The sequence below is a fragment of the Solimonas soli DSM 21787 genome (assembly GCF_000474945.1).
Lineage (GTDB): Bacteria > Pseudomonadota > Gammaproteobacteria > Nevskiales > Nevskiaceae > Solimonas > Solimonas soli.
Genome location: NZ_AXDW01000011.1, coordinates 171,401 through 194,381 on the forward strand (window position 1 = coordinate 171,401; position 22,981 = coordinate 194,381).

Genomic DNA, 22,981 nt, shown 5'->3' on the forward strand with positions numbered 1-22,981 from the left:
GGATTCCGTGCCGGCGCGCGCCGGCGGCGAGCGCGGCTTCGCGCCGATGAGCGCGGCCGACGGCACGCGCGTCGCCGACTACCGCTTCTGGGTCGGCGAGCGCGTGCGCTTCAACGACCTGGACCTGCTCGGCCACGTCAACAACATCGCCTACGTCGTCTACGTCGAGACCGGCCGCGCGAGCTTCCTGCGCTCGCTCGGCATGTTCGAGCTCGACGCGCGCCGCCAGACGGTCATCGCGCGCTTCGAAATGGACTACCGGCGCGAGCTGGGCTATCCGGCCGATGTGCGCGTCGGCGTGCGCGTGCTGGCGATCGGCCGCAGCTCGTTCCGCATCGGCGTCGGCATTTTCGACGGCGACGGCTGCGTGGCGAGCGCGCTCAACGTGATCGTGCGCTGGGACCGCGAGCGTCACCAGGCCGTCGCGCTCGACGCCGCCGAACGCGCCGCGCTCACGGCCTGGCTCGGCGACGGACCGGAGCCTGTCCTGACGGTGTGAAGGCGGCCGCCGAACGGTCATGCCACCGTATGCCGCCGGTCCGCGACGCGCGTACAGTAGAGCCGGTGCGCAGCGGCCGGCACAGGCCGCGGGGGTGGATCATGAGAGGACTGGCGATCGTCTCCTTGCTGCTGGCGGCCTGCAGTGCGGCGCCGACCCGCGAGCTTCCCGGCGATCTTTTCGCCGATGAGGGTTTCGGCGCGCCGCCGCCCGCGATCCAGCAGCTGGATCTGTTCGCCGCCAGCCCGGCGATGCAGGCGTTCATCAACGGCGAGGTGCCGAAGTTCATCCGCACGCGCGGCGACTCGCGCGGACTGTACGAGGCGATGCGCACGAGCCTGCGCATCGATTACGACGCCTCGACGACGCGCACGGCGGCGGAAACCTTCGCGGCGCGCTCGGGCAACTGCCTGTCGCTGGTCATCCTGACGTCGGCGCTGGCGCGTGAGCTCGGCATTCCGGTGCGCTACCAGTACGTGCGCAACGAGCAGAGCTGGAGCCGCACCGGGCGTCTCGTGTTGCTCAACGGTCACGTCAACATTGCGCTGGAGCCGGGGCAGGTCGCCGGAAAGCCGAGAGCGTTCGACCCGGGCATCGTCATCGACTTCCTTCCGCCCAGCGAGCTGCGCGGGCAGGAGACCGTCGAAATCGACGAAGCGTCGGTGGTCGCCATGTATATGAACAACCGCGCCGTGGAAACCATGGTGACGGGCGACGTGGACGGCGCGTACTGGTGGGCCCGCGCCGCGCTGCACAAGGACCCGTCCTTCGTCGCGGCCTACAACACGCTCGGGGTCATTTATCGCCGCCACGGCGATGCGGCATTGGCCGAGCGCAGCTTCACGCTGGCGCTGCAGATGGAACCGGATAACGCGCAGCTGCTGTCGAACATGATCGGCTTGCTGACCGGCGAGGCGCGAAGCGACGAGGCGGCGTCTTTCGAGCGGCGCCTCGCAAGCGTGCAGCCGATCAGGCCGTTCGAATTCCTCGATGCCGGCTACGCGGCGATGGCCGCGGGCGATCCGGGCTCGGCGCTGATCCTCTACCGGCGCGAGCTGGCGAGGCAGCCGTACAGTCCCGAGGTGCATTACGCGATCGCTGTCGCCAATGCGCGGCTCGGTCGTGATCAGGAAGCGCGCAAGTACCTTGCGCAAGCGTCGACGCTGGCCACCAACGTGCACGATCACGACATTTACGCAGCCAAGCTGGCCAAGCTGGAGGCGCTGCACGTCAATTGAGGCGGGCGCCGATCGTCCCAACGGGTGAAGAGTGGGAGGACGGTTCTTCTGAATAATGCGGGGTCTGAATCATCCGCAAAAACAAGATGAACCTCACGCTCAGCGACGACCAGCTGCTGATCCGCGACGCCGCCGAGAGTTTTCTCGCTGATGTCAGCGACAGCGCCGCCGTGCGCCGCCACATGGCGGAGCTGCATGGCTACGCCGCCGAACCGTGGCAGCGCCTCGCGGGCGAACTCGGCTGGTGCGCGATGCCGATCGCGGAGGCGTATGGCGGACTCGGCCTCGGGCCGGTCGAGATGGCGACGGTGCTCGAGGCGATGGGCAGGCGCCTGTTCTGCTCGCCCTACTTCGCGACGGTGGCGCTGGCCGCGACCCTGATTGCCGAATGCGCGGACGAAGCGCCGCGCGCCGAGCTGCTCGGCGCGATCGCCGGCGGACAGCTGCGCTGCGGCGTGGCGATGCCGGATGGCGAGTGGCGGGCGACGGCGCATTCGCTGCGCGCGCGTCGCGATGACCATGGCTGGCGGCTCTCCGGTACGGTCGCCGCCGTCGTCGACGGTGCGAGCGCCGACACGCTGCTGCTGTTCGCGCTGGACGACGGCGGCGAGGCCGAAGAGCCCGGCCTGTACGCCGTGCCGCGCGAGGCGAACGGCCTGCGCGCCACGCCGCTGCGGACCTGGGACGAGACGCGGCGCTTCGCATCGCTGCAGCTCGACGGCGTCGCGGCGCAACGCATCGACGGCCCGGGCCGTGACCCTGGCTATGCGCGGGCGCTCGCGCTGGCGCGGCTCTATCTCGCCGCCGAGGGCCTCGGGATCGCGCAGCAGTGCCTCGACCTGACGGTCGCATACGTGGCGCAGCGCAAGCAGTTCGGCCGCGCGATCGGTTCGTTCCAGGCGGTCAAGCATCGCTGCGCCGAGATGATGGTGAAGGTGGAGGCGCTGCGCTCGGCGGTCGCGGGCACCGCCGCCCTGGCGGCCGGCGCCGCCGACACCGCCACGCTCGGCGTCGAATGCGCGGCGACACGGCAGCTCGCCGCCGATACGGTCTTCGCCTGCGCCCAGGAGGCGATCCAGCTGCACGGCGGCGTCGGCTTCACCGCCGAGTACGACGTGCAGCTGTATTTCAAGCGCGCCCAGGCCTCGTCGCACTGGCTCGGCCGCGCCGACGATCTGCGCGAGGCGATCGCCGTCGCCTGTGTCGATCGTCCGCCGTGGCCGGCGGCCGCGCACGATGCGGCGCCGCACAGCGACGATGCGCGCTTCCGCGCCGAAGTCGCGGCGTGGATGCGCGAACACCTGAGCGGCCGCTTCGCGGCGCTCCGCCATCGCGGCGGGCCCGGCGACGAGGAGGCCGATCCGGCCCTGCGCAAGGAATGGGAGCGCGAGCTGGCGCGCGGCGGCTGGACCTGCGTGGGCTGGCCGCGCGAGGCGGGCGGCCGCGGCCTCCCGATCGCGCAACAGGTGATCTTCCACGAGGAGTACGCACGCGCCGGCGGGCCGGGCCGCATGGGACACATCGGCGAAGGGCTGATCGGTCCGACGCTGATCCAGTTCGGCACGGCCGAGCAGAAGCAGCGCTTCCTGCCGAAGATCGTCGCCGGCGAGGAGTACTGGGCGCAGGGCTACTCGGAGCCGAACGCCGGCTCCGACCTCGCGGCCGTAGCGACGCGCGCCGAGCGCCAGGCGGACGGATCGTGGCGCGTGTCGGGCCAGAAGATCTGGACCTCGCTGGCGCACGAGTCGGACTGGATCTTCGTGCTCGCGCGCTGCGAGCCGGGCAGCCGCGGCAACAAGGGGCTCGTCTTCCTGCTGATGCCGCTCGCGCAGCCCGGCATCACGATCCGGCCGATCGTGCAGATGGGCGGCGGCGCCGAGTTCAACGAAGTGTTCTTCGACAACGCGATTGCCGAGGCCGGCCACGTCGTCGGCGCGCCGGGCGAGGGGTGGAAGGTGGCGATGGGCCTGCTCGACGTCGAGCGCGGCGTGTCGACGCTCGGCCAGCAGATGCACTTCGCGCACGAGTTCGCGCTGGTGGTCGACGCGGCGAAGCGCCTGGGCCGCGATCGCGATGCGCAGATCCGCCAGCGGCTCGCGCAGGCCTGGGCCGGGCTGCGCGTGATGCGCCACAACGCCATGCGCATGCTCGCCGACGGCGCGCAGCTCGGCCTGCGCCGCGAGGCGCTGATCTACAAGTACTACTGGTCGAACTGGCATCGCGAGCTCGGCAAGCTCGGCGCCGACGTGCTCGGCTTCGCCGCCGACGTGGTCAGCGACGATCCGGCGATCCGGCCGCTGCAGCAGCTGTTCTTCTTCTCGCGCGCCGACACGATCTATGCCGGCACCAACGAAATCCAGCTGAACCTGATCGCGGAGCGCGGCCTCGGCCTGCCGCGCGAGCCGCGTCCGGCTGCCTGAGGAAAGAGATGATCACGGTTCCGCCCATTCCCTATGTCCCCGCGCACGGCCTGCTGAAGGGCCGCAGCGTGCTGATCACCGCGGCCGCCGGCGGCGGCATCGGCTTCGCGGCCGCCACGCGCTGCGCCGAGGAAGGCGCGCGGGCATTGTTCATCTCCGACATCCACCCCCGCCGTCTGGACGAGGCGGTGGCGGCCCTGAAGCAGGAGCATGCGGGCTGCGAGGTCCACGGCCGGCTGGCCAACGTCGCCGTCGAGGACGACGTGCAGGCGCTGGTCGACGAGGCCGAAGCGAAGCTCGGCGGCGTCGACGTGCTGATCAACAACGCCGGTCTCGGCGGCAGCAAGCGCGTCGTCGACATGACGGACGAGGAGTGGCACAAGGTGCTCGATGTGACGCTGACGGGTACGTTCCGCATGACGCGGGCGATGCTGCGCAAGATGCAGCCGCGCCGCCGCGGGGCGATCGTCAACAACGCCTCGGTGCTCGGCTGGCGCGCGCAGAAGGAGCAGGCGCACTACGCGGCCGCCAAGGCCGGCGTCATGGCGCTGACGCGCTGCAGCGCGCTCGAGGCCGCCGAGTTCGGCATCCGCATCAACGCCGTGTCGCCGTCGATCGTCTTTCACGATCACCTGCGCAAGAGCGCGCCGGAGGAGCTGCTCAACGAGCTGGCGAGCCGCGAGGCCTTCGGCCGCGGCGCCGAGGCCTGGGAGATCGCCAACGTGATGGTGTTCCTGGCGTCGGACTACGCCTCGTATCTCGTCGGCGAAACGATTTCCGCATCGAGCCAGAGGGCCTGAAAGCCATGAAACCCGTGTTCGATTCCGCCGACGCCGTGCTCGCCGCCGTCGGCCAAACGCTGGGCACCAGCGACTGGGTGACGATCACGCAGCGGCGCATCAACCAGTTCGCCGACGCGACGGACGATCACCAGTGGATTCACGTCGACGCCGAGCAGGCCGGGTCCGGTCCGTTCGGCGCGACCATCGCGCACGGCTATCTGACCCTGTCGCTGGCGTCGCGCTTCCTGCCCGAGATCGTCGACGTGCGCATGAAGATGGGCGTCAACTACGGCTGCGAGAAAGTGCGTTTTCCGGCGCCGGTGAAGGTCAACAGCCGCATTCGCGGCAAGGGCGAACTCATCGCCGCCGAACGCAGCAAGGACGGCGCCGTGCAGGCGGTGATCCGCGTCACCGTCGAGATCGACGGCGAAGCCAAGCCGGCGTGCATCGCCGACACCATCAGCCGTTACTACTTCTAGACGTCCCTGCCGCAGCACTCGGCATCCCCGTCTCGACTTTCAGAACAAGCGCCATGACCCAAACCGCAGTGATCGTTTCCGTCGCCCGCACCGGCATCGGCAAGGCCTATCGCGGCGCATTCAACGACACCGAGGCGCCGGTGCTCGGCGGCCACGTCGTCAAGGCCGTGGTCGAACGCGCCGGCGTCGATCCGAAGGACGTCGATGACGTGCTGCTCGGCTGCGCCGCGCAGCAGGGCACGCAGGCCTACAACCTCGGCCGCCTCTGCGCCTACACCGGCGGCCTGCCGGACACCGTGCCGGGCATGACGCTGGATCGCCAGTGCTCGTCCGGCCTGCAGACCATCGCCATCGCCGCGAAGAACATCATGGCGGGCGAGCAGGACATCGTCATCGCCGGCGGTCTCGAATCGATCTCGCTGGTGCAGAACAAGCACAAGAACAGCTACCGCTTCGTGTCGAAAGCGGTGGTCGCGGCGGAGCCGACGGCCTACATCCCGATGATCGAGACCGCGGAGATCGTCGCCGAGCGCTACGGCATTTCGCGCGCGCAGCAGGACGAATACGCGCTGCAGAGCCAGCAGCGCACCGCCGCCGCGCAGCAGGCCGGCAGGTTCAAGGACGAGATCGTCGCGCTGACGGTCGACAAGCAGCTGTTCGACAAGGAAGGCAACCCGAGCGGCCAGCAGCGCGTCACGCTCGATCGCGACGAAGGCAACCGCGCCGAGACCACGCTGGAGAGCCTCGCCGCGCTCAAGCCGGTGTGGAAGGACGGCCAGTGGGTGAAGCAGGGCGCGCACATCACCGCCGGCAACGCCTCGCAGCTGTCCGACGGCGCCGCCGCGACGCTGCTGATGTCGGGCGAGCAGGCGCGGCGGCGCGGCCTGGCGCCGCTCGGCATCTATCGCGGCTTCGCGGTCGCCGGCTGCAAGCCGGACGAGATGGGCATCGGCCCGGTGGCCGCGGTGCCGAAGCTGCTCGCGCGGCACGGCCTCAAGGTGTCCGATATCGGCCTGTGGGAACTGAACGAGGCGTTCGCCTGCCAGGTGATCTACTGCCGCGACCAGCTCGGCATCGACAACGACCGGCTCAACGTCGACGGCGGCGCGATCGCGATCGGCCATCCCTTCGGCATGAGCGGCGCGCGCATGGTGATGCACGCGCTCATCGAGGGACGGCGGCGCGGCGTGCGCTACGTGGTGACGACGATGTGCATCGGCGGCGGCATGGGCGCGGCCGGCCTGTTCGAGATTCCGGCTTGAGTGCGCGGCCCTGACGCCGGATTGCCATGGCGGTCCGGCCACGGTCACGGCGGCGGCAAAGCCGCAAAACGATGGACGCCACGGGCGGCACACGAGGGCGAAGTGCACGAGAGCAGCAAGGAGGAGACAACCATGAACGCAACGGCAGCTTCCGCGGTTCGCAGCCGCAGCGCCACCGCGTCATCGACCGGCAGCTGGCCGGCGCTGGTATTCACGCTGATCGTCGCGCTCGCCGCGGCTTACGCGTTCTCGCCACGCCCGGCGCCGCCGTTCGCGCCGACCGCCGTGCATCCGGACGGTCTGCTCGTCAACGGCCTCGCGCGCAGCGGTTCGCGCTTCGTCGCCGTCGGCGAGCAGGGCCGCGTGCTGATCGCCGACGATGCGCGCGGGCCCTGGCACGAGGCCAAGGTCGAGCCGCAGCGCGGTTCGACGCTGACGCAGGTGAAGTTCATCGACGACAAGACGGTGATTGCCGTCGGTCACGATGGCTGGATCCTGCGCAGCACCAACGCCGGCGAGACCTGGCAGGAAACCTTCTTCATCGAATCGCCGAAGGACGGCGCCGAGGCGGCCGGTGGCGCCGGGCCGCCGGCCGATGCCGGCTTCAGCGCCGAGCCGCCGCCGGAAGGCGCCGAGGCGTCGGCCGATCCGTTCGCCGGCATGACCGGCGCGGCGGCCTGGACACCGCCGCCGCTGCAACCCGACCCGCTGCTCGGCATCGCCGGTCCCTTCGACGGGCGCCTGTACGCGGTCGGCGGCTTCGGCCTGATGCTGACCTCCGGCGATGCCGGCCGGACCTGGACGCGCCTCGCCGCCGAGGCGATCGCCGACCCTCATCTCTACGCCATGGTGCGCGCCGGCGACCGCTCGCTGATCGTCGTCGGCGAGCGCGGCCTGATGGCGCGCTCGACGGACGAAGGCGCCACCTGGAAGAAGCTGCCGCCGGTCTACGAGGGCTCGTTCTTCGGCGCCATCGTGCTGCCGTCGAAGGCCCTGCTCGCCTTCGGCATGCGCGGCAACGTGTTCCGCAGCGAGGACGACGGCAAGACCTGGCAGAAGGTCAGGACGCCGGTCGAAAGCTCGCTGTTCTCCGGCAACGTCAGCGCGCGCGGCGAAGTCGTGCTGGCCGGCGCCGGTCACGTGATCCTCACCTCGCAGGACGATGGCCGCAGCTTCACGCAGGCCTCGTCCAGCGAGCCGCACGACCTCGCCGCCGTGCTGCCGCTGAGCGCGGGCAGCGCGCTGACCGCCGGTGACGGCGGCATCCAGTTCGTGCAACTCGGCGCCGGCGCCGCCGGAGCACGGCCATGAAGGGCGCACTGCATCGCGGTGTCGACGGCATCTCCGACTTCCTGCTCGGCTGGCGTCATCTGCTGTCGGTCGTCTTCCTCGCCCTGACGATCTTCTTCGGCTGGAGCGCGACGCGCGTCCAGCTCGACCCCGGCTTCCTCAAGATGATCCCCATCAAGCATGAGTACATGCGCACGATGATGGATTACATGAAGAACTTCTCGGGCGCCAACAACCTGCTCGTGAACCTGCGCTGGAAGGGCGAGGGCGACATCTACAACGCCGAATTCATGGAGGCGATGCGCAAGGCGACCGACGACGTCTTCCTGATCCCCGGCATCGACCGCACGCACGTCTCGTCGATCTTCACGCCGAACACCTACTACATCGAAATCACCGAGGACGGCTTCAAGGGCGAGCCGGTGGTGCCGGCACGCTTCTCGGCGACGCCGGAGCAGCTTGCGCGCGTGCGCCACAACGTCTCGCTGTCCGGCCAGGTCGGCCTGCTGGTCGCCAACGACTACCAGGCGGCGCTGATCCGCGCCGACCTGCAGGAAGCCGACACCGGCAATCCGGCCAAGGCGGAGATCTTCTACCGCCAGGTGATGAACAAGCTCGGCGACATCCGCGGCCGCTTCGAGAGCCAGACCAAGTACGTCTACAGGCTCAAGGTCGACCGCGACGGCTTCAAGGCCGGCGACGTCATCGACGAGGGTTACGTCGACTATGGCTGGCTGCTCGGCTCGCAGACTTTCTTCGGCGTGCCGCACGGCGGCGGCGAAGCGGTGCCGTTCAAGGGCAGCGAGCTGACGGTCGAGAAGGTCAAGAACCCCGACTACGACCCGAACCTAGAGGTCAACATCATCGGCTTCGCACAGCTGCTCGCCGACGTCATCGGCGGCCTGGTCGGCGTGTTCGCCTTCTTCGCGCTCGCCTTCCTCATCACGCTGGCCTTGCTGTTTTTCTACTCGCGCTCGGTGCGCCTGACGCTCGCCGCCATCGTCGTCGCCATGCTGCCGGTGCTGTGGCTGATCGGCATCCTGCCGCTGATCGGCTTCGGCATCGATCCGATGTCGATCCTCGTGCCGTTCCTGATCTTCTCGATCGGCGTCAGCCACGCCGTGCAGATGACCAACGCCTGGCGGCACGAAGTGGTGGCCGGCTGCACGCCGGTCGAGGCTTCGCGCGCGGCGTTCCGCAAGCTGTTCATTCCCGGCGCCGTCGCCCTGCTCACCAACGCGCTCGGCTTCGCGGTGATCATGCTGATCGACATCCCGATCGTGCACGAGCTGGGCATCACCGCCTGCCTCGGCGTGCTGCTGATGATCATCACCAACAAGATGATCCTGCCGATCATCCTCACGCACATCCGCCTCGAAGAGCGCAGCCGCGTGCATTCGCTGAAGCCGCCCGGCCCGAGGCAGATGGCGATCTGGAAGCAGATGGCCAAGTGCGCCGAGCCGAAGCCCGCGCTGGCCGTGTTCGCCATCTGCCTCGCCCTGCTGGCGGTGACCACGCAGGTTTCGCGCAGCATGGTGATCGGCGATTCCGGCACCGGCGCGCCGGAGCTGCGCCAGGATTCGCGCTACAACCACGACAACCGCGCGATCGCCGATTCGTACAACATCGGCACCGACGTGCTCAGCGTGATCGTCGAGGCCAAGGACTTCGAGGGCGATTCCTGCCTGCACTATCCGGTCGTCAACCTCATCGACCGCTTCGAGCTGTTCATGCGCGGCGTCGACGGCGTGCGCTCGGTGACCGGCGTCGGCGGCATCGGCAAGCTGGTGATCTCGGCGTTCAACGAGGGCAATCCGCGCTGGCGCGCCCTGCCGCGTTCGCAGGTCGGCCTGTCGACCGGCTCGCGCGCCTTCGATCCGAATCTCGGCCTCAACACCGACGGCTGCAAGGCGATCCAGATCCTCGTGTTCATGAAGGACCACGAGGGCGCCAACATCGCGCATGCCCTGCACGAGGCCAAGCGCTTCATCGAGGACAATCCGGTCGACGGCGTCAAGATGCGCCTGGCCAGCGGCAACGTCGGCGTGATGGCGGCGACCAACGAGGCCGTCGAAGCGGCGGAAGCGAAGATGCTGCTGGCCATCTTCGGCGCCCTGGCGCTGCTCTGCCTCATCACCTTCCGCTCCTGGCGCGCGACGCTCTGCGTGCTGGTGCCGCTGACCATGGTGTCGATCTTCTGCAACGCGCTGATGGCCTCGCTCGGCATCGGCCTGAAAGTCGCCACCCTGCCGGTCGTCGCGCTCGGCGTCGGCGTCGGCGTCGACTACGGCATCTACCTGTTCGAGCGCATCCAGCACGATCTCGCCAAGGGCCTGTCGTTCGCCGACGCCTTCCGCGAGGCCATGCTCGCGCGCGGCGTCGCCGCCGTGTTCACGGCGATCACCATGGCGATCGGCGTCGGCACCTGGACGATGTCGGCGCTCAAGTTCCAGGCCGACATGGGCCTGCTGCTGAGCTTCATGTTCCTCGTCAACATGCTCGGCGCGATCTGCCTGCTGCCGGCGCTCGGCGCCTGGCTGTTCCGCGATCGCGCGGCGGCGGCGCTGGGCGCGCGGCGCCTCAGCGAGGCCTGAGGCGGCGGTCCGCGCGCCGCGACCGGCGCGGGGCGGCGACGAACAGCGTCAGCAGCGCGAAAGCACGCATCGCGCCGCCCGAACCGGCGCCGGCCTGCCAGGCGTACAGATCGGTGGCGCCGCCGTGCGTGAAGCTGACGGCGAGGAAGGTCCAGCCGGCGCTCGCGTCGAAGCTCTGCGCCGGCCTGGCGACGCAGCTGCCATCCTTGTTGAAGTGCCATTCGCCGTTGCGCGCCGGCCGGTACCCGTCGCGTGATCGCACCCGGCAACGCGACGCGCGGCATCGACACGGCCATCTCCGCTCCGGCTGGACAGGCGCGAACCATAGGCGCCGGCTCGGACGCGGTCCGTGCGCCGCCGAAGCATGCGCCGGGCCGCCGCAATCGGGCGCCGCGCCTTCCTACTCCACGCGGACGATGAATTTCGAGAATCGAGTTGCAAAACTCGACGGACACGCTGCAGGACGTGCAGCCAGGGCCGCGACGAGGGCCCGCGAGGAGGAGGATCCGCCATGAGCGCCAGCACCGAACCGGGCCGCGTCGAAATCGACGCGAAGATCTTCAACCCGTATTCGAAGGACTTCATCCGCTCGCCGTGGGCGACCTGGGAGACGCTGATCCGCGACTACCCGGTGGCCTGGCACAAGGAGCTGCAGATGTGGGTCGTCAGCGGCCACGAGCCGCTGCTCGACATGATGAAGGACAACCGCTTCTCGACGAACTACAAGCACTGGCAGTACGCGCCGCCGGCCAAGCCGTTCGAGCAGCAGAACCACTTCGAGCGGGCCATGGACGCCGGCCTGTTCGCGGTGAGCCCGACCGAGCACCTGCGCCTGCGCAAGCTGACGATGCCGGCGTTCTCCAAGCCGGTGATGGGCAAGATCGACGCCAAGATCCGCGACCTGATCACGACCTGCTTCGACGAGATCGGCACGCCGGAACAGTTCGATGCGTTCACCATGATCGCCGAGAAGCTGCCGGTGCGTTCGATCGCGCGCATGGTCGGCGTGCCGACCAATATGGAATCGTTCTTCCACGACTTCGCGGTCAACGTCGTCAAGGCGACGCGCATCAACCTGCCGCCGAAGGAACGCGACAAGGCGATGCAGGATTCGCTGGCCGGCTTCCGGTATTTCCTCGACATCATCAAGGAACGGCGCGCCGCGCCGCACCCGGGCGACGATTTCATCGGCAGCCTGGTCGCCGCGTCCGACAACGGCGACCGGCTCACCGATTACCAGATCGTCTCGGTGATCCAGGCGGTGATCGTTGCCGGCTCCGACACCGCGACCGATCTGCACACCTACGCGATCAAGGGCCTGCTCAGCCATCCCGACCAGTACGCCCTGCTGCGCGAAAGGCCCGAGCTGATGGAGAACGCCATCATCGAGCTGCTGCGCGTCGGTTCCTTCGGCAAGACACCGCAGTTCCGCTTCGTCAGCGAAGACCTCGAGTGGCGCGGCCAGAAGTTCAGGAAGGGCGAGTCGGTGCTGATCAACATCACCACCGCCTGGATCGATCCGGCGAAGTGGGAGAGCCCGCACCGGCTCGACATCACGCGCAAGCTCGACGGCAACCTGGTGTTCGGCGCCGGCGCGCACTTCTGCATCGGCACGTATCTGGTGCGCGTGCAGGGCGGCCTGATGCTGCAGGAGCTGATGCGGCGCTTCCCGCAGGCCGGGCTGCTGGATGGCGACGGCCACGTCGAGTACGACTACAACCACCACAACGCGCGCCGCATCAATCGCCTGATCGTCAAGACCAATGCGGTCGCGCAGCGCAGGGCAGCCTGAGCGGCGCCACATTTCCAGCATGGCCGGCGCGCACGATCGCCGGCCTTCAAGTTCGAGGAGCCGCATCATGGGCAGCGCAGAACCGACTCTCCCCAGACACACGCCGCCGCCGGTGGTGCGCGGCCTGCCGCTGCTGGGCAGCACGCTGGAGATGGCGGCCGATCCGGCGCGCTTCTTCGCGCGCTGCTATCGCGAGTACGGCCAGGTCTTCAAGGTCCGCGTGTTCGGCAACGAGCTGACGGTGATCGCCGGCGCCGAAGCCGCCAACTTCATGGGCACGCGCGAGGGCAAGGAATCGCTGCGCTCCAAGGAAGCCTGGGAGCCGCTGGTCCAGGAGTTCGGCGCCTCGAAAATGCTGACCGCGGTCGACGGCGAGCTGCACAAGCAGCTGCGCGCGGTGATGAAGCGCGGCTTCTCCAAGGAATCGATCAAGGGCCGCTACCAGGAAGTGCTCGACATCACCCGCACCGCGCTGCTGCGCGACTGGAAGGTCGGCAGCAAGGTGCCGGTCGTGCAGGCCATGCAGTACCTCGTCGTCGAGCAGCTCGGCATGGTGCTGACCGGGCAGACGCCGCGCGAGTACGTGCAGGACATCCGCACCACGATCCTCTACATCCTCAACGTGCTGGTCACGCGCCAGCGCCCGAAGTTCCTCATGAAGATGCCGAAGTACAAGCGCGCCAAGGCACGCATGTTCGAGCTCGGCCGCAAGATGATCCAGCAGTACCAGGACCGCGTCGCGCGCGGCGGGGCGGTCGCCGAGGAATTCAAGACGCTGATCGACGACGTGATGGAGGCGCACCAGCGCGATCCGGAGCTGATCCCGGCCGGCGACCTGGTGATGCTGATGACCGGCCCCTACGTCGCCGGCCTCGACACCGTCGCCAACACCACCTCGGCGATCGTCTACACCGTGCTCAAGCATCCCGAGGTGCTGGCGCGCATCCACGCCGAGGTCGACGCGCTGTACGCCAAGGGCCGGCCGGTCAACGAAGACGAGTTCATGAAGGAACTGCCGGCGCTCAACGGCGCGATCATGGAGACCATGCGCCTCTATCCGATCGCCGTCGCGCAGATCCGCACGGCGAACAAGGACTTCATGTTCGGCGGCCACCTGATCCGCGAGGGCGAGATGATCTATCTCGGCACCGCGGTGCCGCATTTCCAGAGCGAGTTCTACGCCGACGCCGACAAGTTCGACATCGACCGCTACGGCAAGGCGCGCGCCGAGCACATGCAGGTCGGTGCCTATTCGCCGTACGGCCGTGGTCCGCACACCTGCCTCGGCAAGAGCCTCGCCGAAGTGCTGCTGGCGATGACCATGGCCGAGGTCTTCTACAACTTCGATCTCGAGCTGCCGTCGCCGGACTACGTGCTCAAGACCAAGACCGCGCCGACGCCCGGGCCGTCGATGAGCTTCAAGGTCAGGGTCAAGGGGCGGCGCGTGCCGGGTGTGGCGCCGCCGCGCGCGGCCTAGCACCGCCGCGCCGCGACCGCGCATTTATGCGCCGTTTGAGGGATGAACGCGGCGCGCGCCATCGCCGATGCTCGCCGTGCGTCGCCGATCGAAGCGGCGCGCGAGGAGAATGCGATGCAGGCCCTGCGACTCGACCCCTACGAACATCAGTTCCACTGGGATCCGTATCCGACCTACGCGGCGCTGCGCGAGCGCGATCCGGTGCATTACAACGAGGAGCTGGATCTCTGGTTCCTCACCAGGTGGGACGACGTGTTCGCCGCGTTCCGCGATTTCAGGAGCTTCGTCAACACCGGCGCCACCTCGCTCGAAAGGGGCTCGACCGAGCAGCTGCCGTACCCGATGTTCATCTTCAGCGATCCGCCGGCGCACACGCGGATCCGCAATCTGTTCATGCCGCTGATGACGCCGGTCGCGGTCAGGGCGCTCGAGCAGTACATCCGCGAGCGCACGCGCGCGCTGCTGGCGCCGGTGCTGGCGCGCGGTCGCTTCGACTTCGTCGCCGATCTCGGCTGCTTCCTGCCGATGGACGTCATCTCGACGCTGACCGCCGTGCCGGTCGAGGACCAGGACCGCGTGCGCGGCTGGGCCGACGATCTGATCGCGCGCGAGGACAAGCAGCACGCCCTGTCGGAACGCAACATCGGCGGCTTCATCAACATGGCGCAGTATTTCGAGGCACACTCGGCGCGGCAGGCCGCGGCGCCGCCCCGGCATGGCCTGCTCGGCATCATGCTGGACGCCGAGCGGGCCGGCACGATGTCGCACGCCCAGGTCGTCGGCACGCTGATCCTGCTGGCGATCGCCGGCAACGAGACGACGACCAAGCTGATCGGCAACATGGCCTACCGCCTCTGGCAGCATCCGCATCAGCGCCGGCTGCTGCGCGACGATCCGTCGCTGATCGCCGGCGCGGTCGAGGAAACGCTGCGCTTCGACGGCTCCTCGCAGATCATCGTGCGGCGCGCCGGCCGCGACGTGACGCTGCGCGGCAAGACGATCCCGCGGGGCGCGCGCGTCGGCCTCTGCATCATTTCCGCCAACCGCGATCCCGACAGGTATCCGGACCCGGATCGCTACGACGTGCGCCGCGGGGCACGCGATCACCTGGCCTTCGGTCTCGGCATCCACGCCTGTCTCGGCTCGGCGCTGGCGCGCCTCGAGGCGCGCGTGGTGTTCGAGGAAATTCTCGCCGCGATCCCCGACTACGAGATCGACGAGTCCGGCCTGCGGCGCGCGCACAATCCGAACGTGCGCGGCTTCACGCACGTGCCGGCGCGCTTCACGCCGCGGCTCAGCCCAGCGTGAAGACGCTCTTCAGCATCAGGCGCACCAGCGTCGTCTGCCGGGTCACGCCGGTCTTGCTGAAGATCGAGCGCAGATGCGTGCGCGCGGTGTTGCGGCGGATGTTCATCAGGTCCGCCGTCTCGTCCAGCGAGTGGCCGTCGGTCAGGTACATCGCCAGGCGCGTCTCGACGCGGGTCAGGCCGAGCAGGCGCCGCGCGATCTCCTGCGCGGTCTGCGGCGTGCTCGCTTCCGGATCGCGCAGATAGAGGACGGCGGCCGGGCTGCGCTCGTGCTCCGGCCAGCTGCCGGGCGGCAGGGCCTTGATCAGCACGCCGAGGCGGCTGCGCCCCGAAGGCCGCGTGATCGGCATCGCCTCGGCGACGCCGGGCAGTCCCTTGCCGCCGGCCTTGCGGATCGCCAGCTCGATCAGCCGCTGCAGCTCGCGCTTCTCCTGCGCGCTGTCGGTGATCAGGCCGCCGTTCATGCCGAGCGCGATGCCGTCGCGCTCGGCGAGGATGCGGCGCGCCTCGTCGTTCATGTCGAGGAGGGCGCCGCTCGCCGACAGGCTGATGACGCCGAGCGCCAGCCGGTTCACCGCGCCGGCGAACAGGCTGCGCTCCGATTCCAGGGAGTCGACGCGCACCTGCTGGCGGATCGCGCGCTTCAGATGCGGCAGGATGAAGCGCAGCAGGGCACGCTCGCGATCGCCGAACGGCGGCGCCGCATGCGGCCGCGCGACGCGCACCTGGCACTCGACGCCTTCGGCGGAGCGCAGGTCGGCGCCGATCACGTAGCGCACGTCGAGCGGCTTCAGGTAGTCGCGATAGATGGCGTTGTCCAGCCACGCCTCGCCGATCAGCTCCTCCGGCGTCACCACTTCGCCCTCGTCGAGATTGACGAAGGGATCGAAGGCGAACAGATGCTTGGTGTACGACTCCATCGCATGATCGTCCTCGTAGCCGATGTGCGACATCGTGCCGAAGCGATCCGCCGACGGCGACCGCACGATGAGCGCGACGTGCGAGGCATCGAGCCGCTGCTTGAGCAGGCGCAGCGCGCCGTCCCACGCCGGGCGCTCGGCCGGACCCTCGTAGATCGCATCGAGCAGGCCGTTGAGTTCGTCGTCCTCGAGACCGGCGAGCAGCTGCAGCGGCGCCAGCGGCGGCGGACGCGACGCGACGCGCGCCGAAGGGTTCAGGTAGCGGACCTTGCCGGACATCGTCTTCTTCCTCCCTGGAACGCCGTCGCGCGGCTTCTCGTTCGCCATGCGCAAACCTCACTGATTTGGGGGATGCGCGGCGCTCCGCCGAATGCCGACCATCACTTGCCGAGCGATGCGGGCACTCGCAAAAAAACATTGCGATCGCATTGTAATCGGCATTCGGCGGCGGCGACAGTCCATGGCGCGATTCGCGGCGCAGGCGGACGGTCGGATCTGCAAACCCCGGACAGCGGGCCGGCGGACGGTCAGGCCGGTCGGCGTCCACAGACCGAGGAGGACGCGATGGACCCGATGCGCGCGGTAAGAGCGATGGTGGTGACGGCGGGGCTCGCCCTGGCGGCCGGCGCTGCCCAGGCCAAGGTCAGCGCCGAGGAAGCCGCGCAGCTCGACGGGCCGAAGCTGAGCTGCATCGGTGCCGAGCGCGCCGGCACGCCGGCCGGCGTCGCCGCGTACACCGGCAAGTTCAAGGGCAGCTGGCCGGGGCTCGAGGCGCCGGGCGGTTACGTGCCCGGGCCCTATGCGAGCGAGAAGCCGCTGTTCACGATCACCGCGCAGAACATGGCGCAGTACGCGGACAGGCTGACCGACGGCCAGAAGGCGCTGTTCAAGAAATATCCGGACGCCTACCGGATGAACGTCTATCCGAGCCATCGCGACTTCGCCGATTCCGACGAGACCTGCCGGCGCACCAGGAAGAACGCGACGACGGCGGAGGTGATCGACGACGGCAAGGGCCTGTCCGGCACCGCCGGCGCGATTCCGTTCCCGATTCCGAAGAGCGGCCTCGAGGCGATCTGGAACGTCGGCAACGCCGGCCGCGTCTATACCGAACAGGCGATCTGCGACATCGCCGACGTCTACGCCGGCGGCAACGTTGCCTGGGGCCGGCAGAAGTTCATGGTGCTGGTGCACAACAACGATCCGAGCAAGGAGAAATCGTACGCGGAGCGCATGACCGCGCAGTTCTACACCGGCTACATGCTGCCGGAGCGCGATCGCGGCTTCGTCGCCGTCGGTTTCCAGCCGAACAACTACACCAATGCCTCGACCCAGTCCTGGCAGTACCTGCCGGGCACGCGCCGCGTGCGCCAGGCGCCGGAAGTCGGCTTCGACTACCCGGTGCCGCCGGCGGGCTTCCGCACCGTCGACGACGACTACGGCTTCAACGGCTCGCCGGAGCGCTACACCTGGAAGCTGGTCGGCAAGAAGGAGATGTACGTGCCCTACGCCAACTTCCGCATCAACGACCCGGCGATCCAGTACAAGGACCTGATCAAGCCGGACACCGTCAATCCGGACTACCTGCGTTACGAACTGCACCGCGTATGGATCGTCGAGGGCACGCTCAAGGAAGGCGTGCGCCACATCTACAGCAAGCGCCGCCTGTACGTCGACGAAGACAGCTGGCTGGCGCTGACGGCCGACAACTACGACGCGCGCGGCCAGCTGTGGCGCGTGCCGCTGATCACCTATCACTACTCGCAGGAAGGCAAGGCCTGGCATCGCGGCGTGTCGATCTACCACGACCTCAGCGCCGGTACCTACGAGGCCGGCTATCTCGTCAACGAGAGCAAGCAGTGGTGGCAGATCAACAAGCCGATGTCGGCCTCGCAGTTCACTCCGGAGGCGGCGGCGCGATCCGGCCACTGAGCGGGCCGCCACCCCCGCCATCCGGACGAGGTGAGGGGCGCCGCGAAGGACCAACATGCGGGATGCCTCATGAGGAGCAAGGAGCGATGAGCACGGTCGTCAATCTGCCGGTCAACAACGAGATTCGCGCCACCTTCGATCGCGTGGCCGGCCTCGTCCCGCAGCTCGCGCAGAGCAGCGCGGCGCAGCGCGTCGAACGCATCCGCCGCCTGATGAAGGCGACGCTGGACGCGCGGCCGCGCATCTACGAGGCGGTCAAGAAAGAGCGCGGCCTGACGCCTCCGGACGTCGACGGCGAGCTCGTCATGCTGAAGATGGAGGCCGAGCACATCGCCAAGCATCTGGCCGACTGGATGAGCGACAAGCCGGCACCGCCGTCGCTGATGACGCTCGGCAAGAAGTGCTATCTGCACTACGAAGCCAAGGGCATGGTGCTGGTGCTGCCGAGCTGGAACGCGCCATACGTGATCGGCTTCCTGCCGGTGCTCGGCGCGCTGGCCGCCGGCAACGCCGTCATCGTCAAGCCGTCGGAACTGGCGGCGCCGTCGTCGAAGGTGATGGCGGACATCGTCCGCGAAGCGTTCCCGGATGGCGAGGTCACCGTCGTCGAAGGCGGCGTCGAGGCGGCCACCGGCCTGCTCGCCTGCCCGTTCAACCACATCTTCTACATCGGCAACAACACCGTCGGCCGCATCATCATGCGCGCCGCCGCCGAGCATTTCGCCTCGGTGACGCTGGAAATGGGCGGCAAGAATCCGTCCATCGTCGACGCCAGCGCCGATGTCGAGGATGCCGCGCTGAAGACGTCCTGGGGCCGCATGTGCAACGCCGGCCAGGCCTGCATCGCGCCGGACTACGTGTTCGCGCACGAAGCGGTGTTCCAGCGCTACGTCGACGCCCTGGTCAAGGAAATCACCGCGATGTACGACCCGCGCGGCGAAGGCTTCGACAAGAATCCGGAATATCCGCGCGTCATCAACGCCCGCCACTTCGAGCGCATCAAGGCGCTGATCGAGGACGCGCGCGCCAAGGGCGCGAAGATCGTCATGGGCGGCGAGTACAAGGCGGAGGAGCGTTACATCGCGCCCACCGTCATCACGCACACGACGCCGGACATGAAGATCATGCAGGAAGAGATCTTCGGGCCGGTGATCGTCGTCATGCCGTGGCGGAAGCGCGAGGACGTCGTCGACTACATCCGCAAGCACGACAAGCCGCTGGCGTCCTACGTGTTCGCCAGGGACCGCGAGGTCTGGGAATATTTCCTGAAGAACACGACGTCCGGCAGCATGGTGCTGAACCACAACGTCGTGCAGTCCGGCACCAACCCGTACCTGCCGTTCGGCGGCGTCAACCACAGCGGCATCGGCCGCCTGGTCGGCTTCAACACCTTCGCCGAGTGCTCGAACGCGCGCACCGTGTTCGAGGAAGGACCCAAGGTCGTCGATCCGCGCACCCTGTTCCCGCCGCTCACCGACAAGTACAAGAAGCAGCTGACGCAGCTGCTCGAGGGCAAGCCGGTGCCGGACGGCATGGTCAGCCTGATCGACAAGGTGGTGCGCGTCGTCGGCGTCTTCAAGCGCTGAGGCGGCAAGCCGCGCGCCCCGGCGGCCCGCGCCGGGCGCGCGGCGCACTCTGCCGCTGCCGCGCGCCCGCGTTCAGTGCGAGCGCGCCTCCTGCGCCGCCTTCATCACGCCGGCTTGCGTGTCGCCACCGACGTAGCGCTTGAACTCCTCCTCGTAACGCCGGCGCAGGCGCGCGCGGGTCGCGGCGTCCGCGCGTTCCTGCAGTTTCGGGAAGCGGCGGCTTTCCTCTTCATACATGTGATGGGCGACGGCGCCGCGGATGTGCGCCAGCTTGTCGCGGTAGTCCTCGCTCAGCGGGTCGAGTTCCTCGAGCGCCGCGACTTCGCCCTTGGCCGCGCTCTGCTCCTGGTACGCCATCTCGGCGCCGGCCTTTTCGCTGTGCGAGGCCATGGCCGGATAGATGACCGCCTCTTCGGCGATCGAGTGGCCGGTCAGGATGATCGCCAGCCACTTCTGCGCGGCGCGCCGCTGCGCCGCGCTGCCGGCCTTCTCGAGCGCGTCGAACGCCGCCTCGATCTGTTCGTGATGGTCGAGAATCATGGCGAACCAGCTGCCGGCCGCGGCGATGTCCTGCGCCTCGCGGCGCGCCCTGCGCCGCTCGCGTTCCGATTCCGGCGGGGTAAGGGCGGCGACGGCTTTGTCGATGAGCGACATGATGGCCTCCTGCGTGATGGACGTGGGTGGTCGTTCCGTCTCACCTTAGCGGCGCTCACTGAATTGCCCCTTGCTCGGAGGTGCCCGCGGCGGGCGTGCCGCTTGCCGCGCCGGGTCCGGCACGGGGACGTGTCGTCGTTCGGCCGCATGCACGCGATGCGCGATGGCGCGGCAGCAGACCTTGGCGCGGCGCGTGAAAAATCGACGCCGATGCCTGATCATGCTCGGCGTCATTCAGCGCGGAGCGAACGATGTGCGAACACGATGACCTCGAATATTTTGCGCGGCGCAGGACGGGACTGACGCGGCGCGGCTTCGGACTCACGACGCTCGGCGCCGGCCTGGCCATGGCGCTGCCCGGCGTGGCGCAGGCCGCGCAGACCCAGGGCCAGGACCTGGAGATCAAGACGCCGGCCGGCAGCGCCGATGCGTACTTCGTGCATCCGGCCAAGGGCAAGCATCCGGGCGTGCTGATCTGGCCCGACATCTTCGGCCTGCGGCCGGCCTTCAAGGACATGGCGACGCGCCTCGCGGCATCCGGCTACGCCGTGCTGGTCGTCAATCCCTTCTACCGCACGCAGAAAGCGCCGACCGCGCCCGAGCATCCGGACTTCAACGATCCGGCGACGCGCAATGCGCTGATGGCCCTGCGCGACACCCTGAGCCCGGACACCACGACCGCCGACGCCAGGGCTTTCGTCGCGTTTCTCGACCAGCAGGCGGCGGTCGACCGGAAGCGCAAGATCGGCACGACCGGCTACTGCATGGGCGGCCCGCTGGTGTTTCAGACGGCCGCCGCGGTGCCGGCGCGCATCGGTGCCGGCGCCACTTTCCACGGCGGCGGACTCGCCACCGACAAGCCGGACAGCCCGCATCTGCTGATCCCGCAGATGAAGGCGCAGTTCCTCATCGCCATCGCCGAGAACGATGATGCCAGGGAGCCCGAGGCCAAGGAAGTGCTGCGCAAAGCGTTCGCGCAGGCGAAGCTGCCGGCGGAGATCGAGGTGTATGCGGGCACCAAGCACGGCTGGTGTCCGCCCGACTCCGCCGTCTACGACCACGATCAGGCGGAAAAGGCCTGGAGCCGTCTGCTCGTGCTGCTCGAGCGGTCGCTGACGGCCTAGGCTGCCGACACACGGCCGGCGTGCGCCGGCCGTGTCTGCCGCATCACGCGCTCGGGCGGCGCAGCGGCGCCGGCCCGATCGCGCGGCTGCACTCAGGCGGACAGCACCGACGCCGGCGCGATGACGCTTTCCGGCGCGGCGGCGACGGGCGTCGCGATCGTCGCCGGCCGGGCGACCAGCGGCTCGGACGGCATGTGCTGATCGAAGAACGCTTTCACCTGACGATCGACGTCCTGCCGGCTGGCCTGGTAGTGCATCTGCACCATGCCGGAGAGCATGTGAATGTCGCCGTTGGTGCGCGCGAGATCGGCGGCGTGGATCTTCGTCCACAGCGCGTTGGCGACCGGAATCAGCGTCTTCCACTTCGCGGCGCGGTTGCGCGCTTCGGCCACGGCGATGGCCTGCAGCTGGCTCTTGGTCGGCGAGCCGGGCGCGCGGCGCACTTTCGGCGGCGCCGCGTCTTGCGTGGACTTGCGAGGGAATCTGGGTTTCATGGGAATTCCTGGCTGGAGAGAGCAGCCTCGGCCATGCCGCCATACGGCAGGCAGCCGAAGCTTCGGCTCATGAGCGGGTGGCGTTGCCGCATGCGGCAAAAAAAACGCCAAAAAAACCGCGGTGGTCGTGACCGCCGCGGTTGCTGACGCGACAGCTTGGCTGCCGATCAGCCGATCGGGCGGATCTTGGTCGCCTGCATGCCCTTCGGGCCGCGCGCTTCGACGTACTCGACGCGCTGGCCTTCGGTGAGCGACTTGAAGCCGCCGCCCTCGATTTCCTTGAAGTGCGCGAACAGGTCTTCACCGCCGTTCAGCGGCGTGATGAAGCCGAAGCCCTTGGCGTCGTTGAACCACTTGACGGTACCGCTGGAGGTGTTGCTCATGGATGCATTCCTTTGAGAAGAACGGGCAAACCGCCCGCCGAGGCGCAAACGGTCAAGGAACGCATCTGGGAATTCCGTATCGCGAAAAGCTCGGGGCGAAACGAACTAGCTGAGTACACTGCTTGATACTTGCCATTCGACCATACCCGCATTGGCCCCGCTTGTCGAATCGGCGCACGCGGTCACGGCCTCGACATCGCAGCGCCGCGTCAGCGGGTGCGCGTACACGCAGGTCCGGCCTGCGGCTTACAGCACCAGCGGCTCGAACTCGATCGCGCCCGGCTGCGGCGCGGGCAGATCCGGTTCGCTGAGGATCGCGGCGGTGACGAGGCCGGCGGCGATTTCCTGCAGGGCCATCACCGTCGACTTGTGATCGCCCCAGGGCAGCGTCGCTTGGGCGCCGCGCGCCAGCTGGCGCGCGCGTTTGGCGGCGATCAGCGTCAAGGCGAAGCTGTCGGGAACGTGGAGCAGGCAATCCTGCGCGGTGACGTGGGCCATGCGGAGCATCCATGAAGGCCACCGCAGGAGCACGGCTCGGCCATTGTACGCACATTCCGCGCTGCGCCATGCCGTCGCGCAGGGGCACCGTGCTGTGCCAGGGCACGCTCCCGGTGCGCGAGCGCGAGCTGGCGATCCTGCGCGTCATCTGGCTGTGCCGCATCGAGATGCGCGTCGATGTAGGCCAGCACGCCGGCGAAGCGCGCGGCGTAAGCATCCGGATGCGGCGCGTTCTTGCGGCGGTCCGTGT

19 protein-coding genes and 2 pseudogenes are annotated in these 22,981 nt (G+C 68.6%); 15 read left to right on the top strand and 6 right to left on the bottom strand.

What is annotated here, in order from left to right; translation table 11 throughout:
• Window positions 1-7: 7 nt before the first annotated feature.
• The 9 genes and pseudogenes from K344_RS0107825 (at window position 8) to K344_RS0107860 (ending at window position 10,564) form a co-directional block, all read left to right on the top strand.
• Window positions 8-499 carry an acyl-CoA thioesterase gene (locus K344_RS0107825; RefSeq protein WP_051362009.1) on the top strand — a complete coding sequence of 164 codons (492 nt, stop codon included), beginning with the start codon at window positions 8-10 and terminating at the stop codon, window positions 497-499.
• A 101-nt stretch (window positions 500-600) separates the two neighbouring features.
• Entirely contained in the window at window positions 601-1,737 is a 1,137-nt protein-coding gene (locus tag K344_RS0107830; protein ID WP_028080204.1) for a tetratricopeptide repeat protein, read from the top strand.
• Window positions 1,738-1,823: 86 nt separating this feature from the next.
• Window positions 1,824-2,918, top strand: a pseudogene (locus K344_RS24975) (acyl-CoA dehydrogenase family protein); the annotation flags it as partial.
• Between the two features lie 84 nt (window positions 2,919-3,002).
• Window positions 3,003-4,157 (top strand): annotated as a pseudogene (locus tag K344_RS24980) (acyl-CoA dehydrogenase family protein); the annotation flags it as partial.
• Window positions 4,158-4,165: 8 nt separating this feature from the next.
• Window positions 4,166-4,957 (top strand): SDR family oxidoreductase, encoded by a 792-nt coding sequence (locus K344_RS0107840; protein ID WP_028080206.1) that lies wholly within the window; start codon window positions 4,166-4,168, stop codon window positions 4,955-4,957.
• Between the two features lie 5 nt (window positions 4,958-4,962).
• Window positions 4,963-5,418 (top strand): MaoC family dehydratase, encoded by a 456-nt coding sequence (locus tag K344_RS0107845; RefSeq protein WP_028080207.1) that lies wholly within the window; start codon window positions 4,963-4,965, stop codon window positions 5,416-5,418.
• A 53-nt stretch (window positions 5,419-5,471) separates the two neighbouring features.
• Entirely contained in the window at window positions 5,472-6,680 is a 1,209-nt protein-coding gene (locus K344_RS0107850; protein ID WP_028080208.1) for an acetyl-CoA C-acyltransferase, read from the top strand.
• Window positions 6,681-6,812: 132 nt separating this feature from the next.
• Window positions 6,813-7,991 (top strand): sialidase family protein, encoded by a 1,179-nt coding sequence (locus K344_RS0107855; RefSeq protein WP_051362011.1) that lies wholly within the window; start codon window positions 6,813-6,815, stop codon window positions 7,989-7,991.
• Window positions 7,988-10,564: an efflux RND transporter permease subunit gene (locus tag K344_RS0107860; RefSeq protein ID WP_028080210.1), complete on the top strand. Its 2,577-nt coding sequence runs from the start codon at window positions 7,988-7,990 to the stop codon at window positions 10,562-10,564. The genes K344_RS0107855 and K344_RS0107860 overlap by 4 nt, the downstream gene beginning before the upstream one ends.
• Here the strand turns inward: K344_RS0107860 and K344_RS0107865 are convergent.
• Window positions 10,551-10,826: a hypothetical protein gene (locus K344_RS0107865; protein WP_028080211.1), complete on the bottom strand. Its 276-nt coding sequence runs from the start codon at window positions 10,824-10,826 to the stop codon at window positions 10,551-10,553. The genes K344_RS0107860 and K344_RS0107865 overlap by 14 nt on opposite strands.
• Window positions 10,827-11,075: 249 nt before the next feature.
• On the opposite strand from K344_RS0107865, the gene K344_RS0107870 reads away from it, so the two are divergent.
• From K344_RS0107870 to K344_RS0107880, 3 genes are all read left to right on the top strand, one after another.
• A complete protein-coding gene (locus K344_RS0107870; protein WP_028080212.1) occupies window positions 11,076-12,356 on the top strand; it encodes a cytochrome P450 in 1,281 nt (426 codons plus the stop codon).
• 67 nt (window positions 12,357-12,423) lie between these two features.
• A complete protein-coding gene (locus K344_RS0107875) occupies window positions 12,424-13,833 on the top strand; it encodes a cytochrome P450 (RefSeq protein WP_028080213.1) in 1,410 nt (469 codons plus the stop codon).
• A gap of 114 nt (window positions 13,834-13,947) precedes the next feature.
• On the top strand, window positions 13,948-15,141 hold the full coding sequence (locus K344_RS0107880; RefSeq protein WP_028080214.1) for a cytochrome P450: 1,194 nt from the start codon (window positions 13,948-13,950) through the stop codon (window positions 15,139-15,141).
• Here K344_RS0107880 and K344_RS0107885 read toward each other — a convergent pair.
• Window positions 15,128-16,339, bottom strand: a complete 1,212-nt coding sequence (locus tag K344_RS0107885; RefSeq protein WP_051362029.1) for a helix-turn-helix transcriptional regulator — start codon at window positions 16,337-16,339, stop codon at window positions 15,128-15,130. The genes K344_RS0107880 and K344_RS0107885 overlap by 14 nt on opposite strands.
• Before the next feature lie 285 nt (window positions 16,340-16,624).
• Between K344_RS0107885 and K344_RS0107890 the strand changes: the two genes are divergently transcribed.
• Together K344_RS0107890 and K344_RS0107895 are read left to right on the top strand one after the other, a co-directional pair.
• On the top strand, window positions 16,625-17,992 hold the full coding sequence (locus K344_RS0107890; RefSeq protein ID WP_084197152.1) for a DUF1329 domain-containing protein: 1,368 nt from the start codon (window positions 16,625-16,627) through the stop codon (window positions 17,990-17,992).
• Between the two features lie 86 nt (window positions 17,993-18,078).
• Window positions 18,079-19,578 carry an aldehyde dehydrogenase family protein gene (locus K344_RS0107895; protein ID WP_028080217.1) on the top strand — a complete coding sequence of 500 codons (1,500 nt, stop codon included), beginning with the start codon at window positions 18,079-18,081 and terminating at the stop codon, window positions 19,576-19,578.
• 72 nt (window positions 19,579-19,650) lie between these two features.
• Here the strand turns inward: K344_RS0107895 and K344_RS20755 are convergent, their stop codons facing one another.
• A complete protein-coding gene (locus K344_RS20755) occupies window positions 19,651-20,232 on the bottom strand; it encodes a hemerythrin domain-containing protein (RefSeq protein ID WP_051362013.1) in 582 nt (193 codons plus the stop codon).
• 251 nt (window positions 20,233-20,483) lie between these two features.
• Here K344_RS20755 and K344_RS0107905 point away from each other — a divergent pair, with 251 nt between their 5' ends.
• Window positions 20,484-21,356: a dienelactone hydrolase family protein gene (locus K344_RS0107905; protein ID WP_028080218.1), complete on the top strand. Its 873-nt coding sequence runs from the start codon at window positions 20,484-20,486 to the stop codon at window positions 21,354-21,356.
• 92 nt (window positions 21,357-21,448) lie between these two features.
• Here the strand turns inward: K344_RS0107905 and K344_RS0107910 are convergent, their stop codons facing one another.
• The 3 genes from K344_RS0107910 to rpoZ form a co-directional block, all read right to left on the bottom strand.
• Window positions 21,449-21,850 carry a hypothetical protein gene (locus K344_RS0107910; protein WP_051362014.1) on the bottom strand — a complete coding sequence of 134 codons (402 nt, stop codon included), beginning with the start codon at window positions 21,848-21,850 and terminating at the stop codon, window positions 21,449-21,451.
• A 167-nt stretch (window positions 21,851-22,017) separates the two neighbouring features.
• Window positions 22,018-22,233: a cold-shock protein gene (locus K344_RS0107915; RefSeq protein ID WP_028080220.1), complete on the bottom strand. Its 216-nt coding sequence runs from the start codon at window positions 22,231-22,233 to the stop codon at window positions 22,018-22,020.
• Between the two features lie 246 nt (window positions 22,234-22,479).
• The gene (gene rpoZ, locus K344_RS0107920) at window positions 22,480-22,731 is read right to left on the bottom strand and encodes a DNA-directed RNA polymerase subunit omega (protein ID WP_028080221.1); all 252 of its coding nucleotides are present in this window, start codon (window positions 22,729-22,731) and stop codon (window positions 22,480-22,482) included.
• Window positions 22,732-22,981: the final 250 nt, after the last annotated feature.